At 69.2% G+C, this 7,269-nt stretch carries 8 protein-coding genes; 1 reads left to right on the forward strand and 7 read right to left on the reverse strand.

Annotation, left to right across the window (positions count from 1 at the left end; all coding sequences use genetic code 11):
- Nucleotides 1–8: 8 nt before the first annotated feature.
- Nucleotides 9–2,039, reverse strand: coding sequence for a thiamine pyrophosphate-binding protein (locus ACI3KU_RS08895; RefSeq protein ID WP_404921957.1), 2,031 nt, complete (start codon nucleotides 2,037–2,039; stop codon nucleotides 9–11).
- The gene (locus tag ACI3KU_RS08900; protein ID WP_404921958.1) at nucleotides 2,002–2,430 is read right to left on the reverse strand and encodes a PLDc N-terminal domain-containing protein; all 429 of its coding nucleotides are present in this window, start codon (nucleotides 2,428–2,430) and stop codon (nucleotides 2,002–2,004) included. The genes ACI3KU_RS08895 and ACI3KU_RS08900 overlap by 38 nt, the downstream gene beginning before the upstream one ends.
- Before the next feature lie 72 nt (nucleotides 2,431–2,502).
- On the opposite strand from ACI3KU_RS08900, the gene ACI3KU_RS08905 reads away from it, so the two are divergent.
- Nucleotides 2,503–2,760, forward strand: coding sequence for a DUF4229 domain-containing protein (locus ACI3KU_RS08905; protein WP_404921959.1), 258 nt, complete (start codon nucleotides 2,503–2,505; stop codon nucleotides 2,758–2,760).
- Nucleotides 2,761–3,262: 502 nt separating this feature from the next.
- On the opposite strand, the gene ACI3KU_RS08910 is transcribed toward ACI3KU_RS08905, so the two are convergent.
- The 5 genes from ACI3KU_RS08910 to ACI3KU_RS08930 form a co-directional block, all read right to left on the reverse strand.
- Nucleotides 3,263–3,667 (reverse strand): SMI1/KNR4 family protein, encoded by a 405-nt coding sequence (locus tag ACI3KU_RS08910; protein WP_404921960.1) that lies wholly within the window; start codon nucleotides 3,665–3,667, stop codon nucleotides 3,263–3,265.
- A gap of 161 nt (nucleotides 3,668–3,828) precedes the next feature.
- Nucleotides 3,829–4,797 carry a 1,4-dihydroxy-2-naphthoate polyprenyltransferase gene (locus ACI3KU_RS08915; protein WP_404921961.1) on the reverse strand — a complete coding sequence of 323 codons (969 nt, stop codon included), beginning with the start codon at nucleotides 4,795–4,797 and terminating at the stop codon, nucleotides 3,829–3,831.
- Nucleotides 4,798–4,849: 52 nt separating this feature from the next.
- On the reverse strand, nucleotides 4,850–5,008 hold the full coding sequence (locus ACI3KU_RS08920; RefSeq protein ID WP_404921962.1) for a hypothetical protein: 159 nt from the start codon (nucleotides 5,006–5,008) through the stop codon (nucleotides 4,850–4,852).
- Nucleotides 5,009–5,171: 163 nt separating this feature from the next.
- Nucleotides 5,172–6,308, reverse strand: coding sequence for an AMP-binding protein (locus ACI3KU_RS08925; RefSeq protein ID WP_404921963.1), 1,137 nt, complete (start codon nucleotides 6,306–6,308; stop codon nucleotides 5,172–5,174).
- Entirely contained in the window at nucleotides 6,308–7,222 is a 915-nt protein-coding gene (locus ACI3KU_RS08930; RefSeq protein WP_404921964.1) for a 1,4-dihydroxy-2-naphthoyl-CoA synthase, read from the reverse strand. The genes ACI3KU_RS08925 and ACI3KU_RS08930 overlap by 1 nt, the downstream gene beginning before the upstream one ends.
- Nucleotides 7,223–7,269: the final 47 nt, after the last annotated feature.

Consider the following 7,269-nt stretch of genomic DNA (forward strand, 5'->3'; position numbering starts at 1 on the left):
AACACCGATCAGCGATCCAGCGGAACCTCGATGATGCGCCGCGTGTGCTGGGTATCCAGCGCCTCGGCGAGGTGCTCCACGCTCGTGACCCGCACATGATCCCACCCGTAGGCGCGGGCGAGCGCGGCGAAGTCCACCTGCTGCGGCGTGTACTGCACCCGTCGGAACGCCTCGGGCGACGCGACTCCCGCCACCTCGAGCGTGTCGAAGATCGTGCCACCACCGTCGTTGCCCACCACCAGCTGGACGCGCGGATCGGGCTCGTCGGCCGGAACCAGCAGGGATCCGGCGTCGTGGAGGAGGGTGAGGTCACCCAGGATCACTCGCGTGATGCCCCGCTCTGCCGCCGCGTCGATGCCGATCGCCGTCGCGATGGTGCCGTCGATCCCCGCCAGGCCTCGGTTCGCGTGCACTCGCACCGCGCGCGGCTCCAGCACGTCGTCGGCCACGCGCACCAGACGCGATGATCCGAACAACACGCGATCCGTCTGCTCACTGGCGTGCCACACCGCGCGCACGAGTGCCGCGCGGGTGATGCCAGCCGCTGCCGTCTCCGCGGCGGGAGTCTGCAGCCAGCGATCGCACCAGTCGTCGTCACCGTGCGCGGCTTCGTACAGCGCAGCGATCGAGGTGGCGCGCGTGCGGCCGTTGAGGTTCAGACGCTCGCCCGTGGCCGGCACAGCGACAACGTCGACGTCGGTGCGCGCGAGCAGCCGAGCCACCTCCCGCGACAGCGTCGGGTGACCGATCACGGCGACGCGCTGAATCGTGTCGACGAGTTCGGCTGCGCGCAGGGCGATGCGGTATGCCGGCACGACGTTCGAGCCGAGGCGCGCGCCGCTCACGATCTCCGCGATCAGTGGCCATCCGCGATCCTCGGCGAGCGCAGCCGCCTCCGGCCCGGCGTCCGCTCCCGCGACGAGCACCGTCGGGGCGGGTCGATCCCAGCCGAGAGGCTCATCCGCAGGACCAGCGGGGGCACGCCCCGAGACGGACGGGTCCACCACGGCAGACGCGCCCGCCACGCGTGGAACAGGAGAAGCGCCCGCCACGGCTGGAGCGCCCGCCACGCGTGGAACAGGAGAAGCGCCCGCCACGGCTGGAGCGGCACAAGCATCCGCGGCGGCAGAAGCGCCCGCCACCGCTGGAGCGGCAGAAGCGCCCGCCATGCCTGGAGCGCCCGCCACTCCTGGAACAGCAGACGCGCCCGCCACGGCTGGAACAGCAGACGCAGCATGCGCAGCGAGACCCGCCCGCGCTGGAGCGGCAGAAGCGCCTGCCACGCCTGGACCGCCCGCCACGGCCGGAAAAGCAGACGCAGCATGCGCAGCGAGACCCGACGGCGCAATGACATCGTCCGCCCCTTTCTGCCCTGTCGCGGTCCTCCCGCCTGTGCCAGCGAGGGGCGACCACCAGTCCGGAAACGCTCCGGCCAGCGGCTCGCGCACGGGCAGATTCAGGTGCACTGCGCCGGCCGGAAACCCGACGGCCGCGTGCCATGCCGTCCGGGCCAGCTCCCGATACGGCTCGGTGTCCGCAGCGTCAGTGGGAACGTCCGCGTCCGTCTCGAAGCGGACGAAGGAGGAGAACATTCCGGGTTGGGTCGTCGCCTGATTCGCGCCGACACCGCGCAGTTCGTCGGGGCGGTCGGCGGTCAGCAGCAGCATTGGAACACCGGCGTGGTGGGCTTCCATCGTGGCCGGCAGCAGGTTGCCGACCGCGGTTCCGCTCGTCACGATGACCGCAGCGGGCCGGCCGCTCTCACGACCGATGCCCAGTGCGAGGAATCCGGCCGACCTCTCGTCCACGCGCACGTGCAGGCGCACGCGTCCGCTTCGCTCCAGATCCGCCGTCAGCAGGGCGAGCGCCTGCGACCGCGACCCCGGGCACAGCACGATGTGCTGAAGTCCGGCGACGACGAGTTCGTCGAGCAGCGCGGCCATAGCCGCCATCGCGGGCGATGCCGTGAGCCCGACTGCCGCGCGGGGGTCGTCGGGCATGTCAGCCGCGAGCGCCCGAGCGTCCGCGGGAGTCGTCATCGCCGTCGGGTGCCGGAGCATCCGGATCGGTCGGCGTCTCGTCGGGCTTCGCCTGCGCCTCTTCGGCATCGAGACGAGCAAGCTCCTCCTCCAGACGACGGATGCGCTCATCCTGCTCCGCGCGCTCGGCAGCCGTCATGCCGCCGATGGTCCCGAGGAAGGTCGGGTCGTCATCGGGCGCCCGGTTCGCCACCGGAGCGACGGCGGGACGGCCGCGACCGATCCAGAACCACAGCACACCGCCGATGACGGGCAGCAGCAGAACGATGACGATCCAGACGGGCTTGGAGACTCCGCGATGGCGGACCGGTGGCTGCAACGCGCAGTCGACCACGCTGATGACCCAGAACAGGACCGCAGCGACCACGACGATGGGAATGAGGCGTGCCACGACTCCATCCTAGGCAGGTACGGCGGTGAGCGGGCTGAGGGCCTGTTCAGCGTTCGCCTTTAGACTGTCGGGGTGAAGCTGCCTCCCCTCCTGACGTACACGGTGCTGCGGCTCCTGGCCTTCCTGGTGCCGTTCGGCATCATGATGCTGTTCCCGATCCTGCGCGAGTGGTACTGGCTGTCGGCCATCTTCGCCGCCCTGATCGGTGTGAGCCTGTCGATCCTGTTCCTGCGCCGTCCGCTGAGCGCAGCCACCGCGAACATGGGCGCACGCTCCCGCAAGCGCGACGTGGCCGACGAAGACATCGAGGATCAGCTCACGGAGAGCTGATCCTCCGTCGGAACGACGCTCCGGACCCGGTTCCGGAGCGTTTTCATCGCGGAGCCCAACGCGGGCGCTGTCGCGAATTGATGATCCGGCGCCGACCTGATGAGGGACTCGGCGAATTTGCTCATACGTTGGGCGCATGGTCATGAACTCACGACGCGACCGGGGCAGGCGGCCGGAGACGAGCTCATGTACCGGTGCGCATCCGACACGTCGCCGCGCACGTCGCCGGCCGCTGTGAGAACCCCACCCAGGCGCGTGTCGCAGATCCAGGACCCTGCGCCGAATCGATGAAGGAACTGACACATTGCTCATGCGTTGGGCGCGTGATCATGAACTCACGACGGCGTTTGAGTGCGAGACTCAAGCGCACGCGCGCCGCGACCCGAAGACATGCGGCACGGATCATGACGCGAATCGGGACGGATGTCGCCGATGGTGTCCGTGTCTTGATCCCCAGGGAGCGCGTGTCTCGGCTCAGCGAACGAGCCACGTTGTCGCGATCTCAGTAGCCGTCGCCATCGGCGATCGCGCGCAGGAACTCAGCGAATGAGCCGCCCAGGTGCCGGATCTCGCCGGGATCGGATGATGCGAGCGGGATCGACACGAAGCGGTTCGCTTCCGGGGGCAGGACGCCGTAGCCGGTCGGTCCACCGTTCGAGCCGATCAGGACCACCCCAGCATCCTCCGGACCCTCGTACCCGCCGGACGCGATCTCGTCCGCGCTCCACAGATCGGCATCGAAGCCCTGATCGCCCACCGAACCGCGATAGCCGTCGGACCACAGCAGGAACCGGCGGAAGTCCGCGGGGAGGCGAAGTCCGAGCCGAGCTTCCGCGCGTCCAATGACATCTTCCGACGCGGGCGTGCCGCGGTCGTGCTCGCTCAGCAGCCCGGACCACTCGATCATTGCGCCACCTGAGCCCCGTGATCACCGCGCGACAATGCCCCCGATAACGCCGCGCAAGAGACAAAGCCGAGCGAAAGACAAAGCCGCGCGATAGGAGATGAACAGCGCACGCCTGAACGCGTTCAGCGGAGCGTCTTTCATCTTCCACCGACCGAAACCGCTCATGCGGCGGCCGGAACACCCCAGAACGCCCAGAACAGGGCGCCGGCATAGATCAAGGCCGAGAGCGATACCAGGGCGAGCGCAATCACGAGCTCACCCGGCTTGCGGTACATCCACACGATGACGATGGCGGGTCCGGACGCCAGCAGGGACATGAGGGCGAGCCACGCGATCGGGTAGAACAGCGCGAGGAATACGGCGATGAGCATCGCCAGCGCGATCAGCACCGTGAACAGGATCTGGGTGGCGCGCTTGCCGATCCGCACGGTCAGCGTGCGCTTGCCCGCGAGTCGGTCCTGGTCGATGTCTCGCAGGTTGTTGGCGAGGAGCACGGCGCAGGCCAGGAAGCCCGCGGCGACGGCGCCGAACCACGCCTCCTGCGGCAGCATGAGCGCCTGCACCCACGTGGTTCCGAGGGTGGCCACCAACCCGAAGAACACGAAGACGAACAGCTCGCCCAGGCCCGCGTACCCGTAGGGCCGCTTGCCGCCGGTGTAGAACCAGGCTGCCACGATGCACACAGCTCCCACCGCGAGCAGCCACCACTGCTGGGTCCGGATCACGATGGCGAGGCCGGCGAGGGCCGCGAGCGCGAAGAAGGTGAGCGAGACGATCAGGACGGTACGAGGCTTGGCTTTGCCTGCACCGGTGAGTCGCGCCGGACCGACGCGGAAGTCATCCGTTCCGCGGATGCCGTCGCTGTAGTCGTTGGCGTAGTTCACGCCGATCTGCAGCAGGACCGCCACAGCCAGGCACGCGAGCGCGATGACCCAGTGGAACTCGAATGTGGCGAGCTTGGCCGCACCGGTGCCGATCACGACAGGCGCGATCGCCAGGGGCAGCGTTCGCAGTCGAGCGGCACCGACCCAGTCGCCGAACGTGGTGGGGGCGTTCTGGGCGATCGGCTTCTTGGCCGGGTTGCCCGATCGGCCGCGGGACGATGCGGACTTCTTCGAGGTGCTGCTCACAACCCTCGATCCTATCGAGCACCCCGCGGATCACCGATGCGGGCGCTATGGGTCAGCCCTGAGCGGCACGCTCGATGCGGATTGCGCGTCGGGCGTCCCGGCCCGCGCGGTATGCGGCGTTCTGCTTCTTGGCCACAACGCCGGTGAAGGTCGCCATGGCGACGGCGGAGGCGGAACTGGCGATGACGATGATGGGTGCGATGTTCTCCATGGCCCCACTTTCGTCGCCCGCAGCGGTTCGCACCTCCCCCGGGACGTGGATCTTTCCCCTCCCTCGCACGGGAAAGCACACTCCGCAACGCGGCGGGGATCCCACTCCGTGGCACGCGCCGCAACCTGGCGGGAAAGCACACTCCGCAACGCGACGTGGGCGGTCAGCCCGCGACGTGGGCGGTGAGGGCGCGCCGGTCGGGCTTGCCGGAGGCGAGGAGCGGAATCTCCGCGACCACCGCGATCCGGTCTGGACGTCCGGCCACGCCGACCTCCGCCTCCACCACGTCTCGAAGCTGGCCGAGGGCGTCGCCAGGTTCGGCGTGGGCGGTCACCACGACGGGGACCTGGCCCCACCGCTGATGATCCGCACCGACGACGACTGCGTCCTCGAACCCGGGCACGGTACGCACCACGCGTTCCACCCGATCGAGCGACACGTTCACGCCACCCGAGATGATCACGTTGTCCAGTCGTCCGGTGATGCTGAGGATCCCGTCGTCGGTGAGCGCGCCCGCATCCCCGGTGCGGTACCAGCGGACGCCGTCGGGGTCGGTGAGAAACGCAGCATCGGTGCGTTCGGGCTCGCCCAGGTAGCCGTCGGCCAGCGTCGGTCCGGCCACCTGAAGCTCACCGTCGACGATGCGCAGACTCACACGTTCGAGCGCGCGGCCGTCGTAGACGCAGCCGCCGCTCGTCTCGGTCGATCCGTACGTGCGGACGATCCGCCAGCGCTCCTCGTGGGCACGCTCCAGGAGCGCCGGGGCGACTGCCTGCCCGCCGACGAGCAGGGCGCGAAAGGATCGCCCGGTACCCGCGACGGCAGGGTCATCCGCGGCATCAAGCAGGGTCTGCAGCTGAGCCGGGACGAGCGACACGAAACGCGGCACCGGCGCCCCGCCGGTCTGAGCGTGCATCCGTCCCGCTGTGTCGACGAACGCGTCGGGGCTGAAGTGCCCGTCAAGCACCACGGGATCATGACCCTGCACGAGCGAACGGATGATCACCTGCAGCCCCGCGACATATGTAGGCGCAAGCGTCAGCATCCACTCCCCCGCACCGAGGCGCTCGGCCGTGGCCATCGCCGACGCCGTGAGCGCCGACCGCGACAGGATCACGCTTTTGGGAATCCCGCTGGAACCCGATGTCGTGACGACCGCGATGGTGCCTGCGGGCAGCACCGCATCGTCGGCCACCGGGGCACCGAGGGCGAGCACCGGACCTGTGCCGTTCATCGCGCAGCGCGCCGCGGTGATGACCTCAACGGCCGGAGTGGCCGAGTCCAGGAAGAGCGCGGACATCAGTAGTGGTATGGGAAGGCGGACCAGTCCGGATCGCGCTTCCCCAGGAAGCTGTCGCGTCCTTCCACGGCTTCATCGGTGCCATAGGCGAGGCGCGTGGCCTCCCCGGCGAACACCTGCTGGCCCACCATGCCGTCATCGACCGCGTTGAACGCGAACTTCAGCATGCGGATCGCCGTCGGCGACTTGCCGAGGATGGTGCGCGCCATCGCGATCGCCTCCCGCTCCAGGTCAGCGTGCTCGACGACCCGGTTCACGGCACCCATCTCGTACGCACGCTGCGCGGAGTACTCCTCGGCGAGGAAGAACACCTCGCGAGCCACCTTCTGGCCCACCTGCCGGGCCATGTACGCCGAGCCATAGCCGGCATCGAAGGAGCCCACGTCGGCGTCGGTCTGCTTGAAGCGACCGTGCTCGCGCGACGCGATCGAGAGGTCGCACACGATGTGCAGCGAGTGACCACCACCGGCCGCCCATCCGGGGATCACCGCGATCACCACCTTGGGCATGAAGCGGATCAGGCGCTGCACCTCCAGGATGTGCAGGCGTCCGGCGCGCGCAGGGTCGTGCACGGCGGTCTCATCGTCGGAGTACTTGTAGCCGTCGCGGCCACGGATGCGCTGGTCACCACCGGAGCAGAACGCCCAGCCGCCGTCTTTGGCGGAGGGCCCGTTTCCGGTGAGCAGCACCACTCCGATGCGCGGATCCTGGCGCGCGATGTCCAGCGCCCGGTACAGCTCGTCGACGGTGTGGGGCCGGAAGGCGTTGCGCACCTGGGGCCGGTCGAAGGCGATGCGGGCGATACGACCGTCGGCCGACGTGTGGGCGGTGATGTCGGTGTATTCCGCGGCACCGGGGGCGAGAACCCATGCCTCCGGATCGAAGATGTCCGAGACGTTCGGCAGCGCACTCATGGCTCCAGCCTATTGCGCACCCTCCCCCGCCGCGCGTACGGCCCCTC

Source organism: Microbacterium sp. ZW T5_56 (genome assembly GCF_044987425.1).
GTDB lineage: Bacteria > Actinomycetota > Actinomycetes > Actinomycetales > Microbacteriaceae > Microbacterium.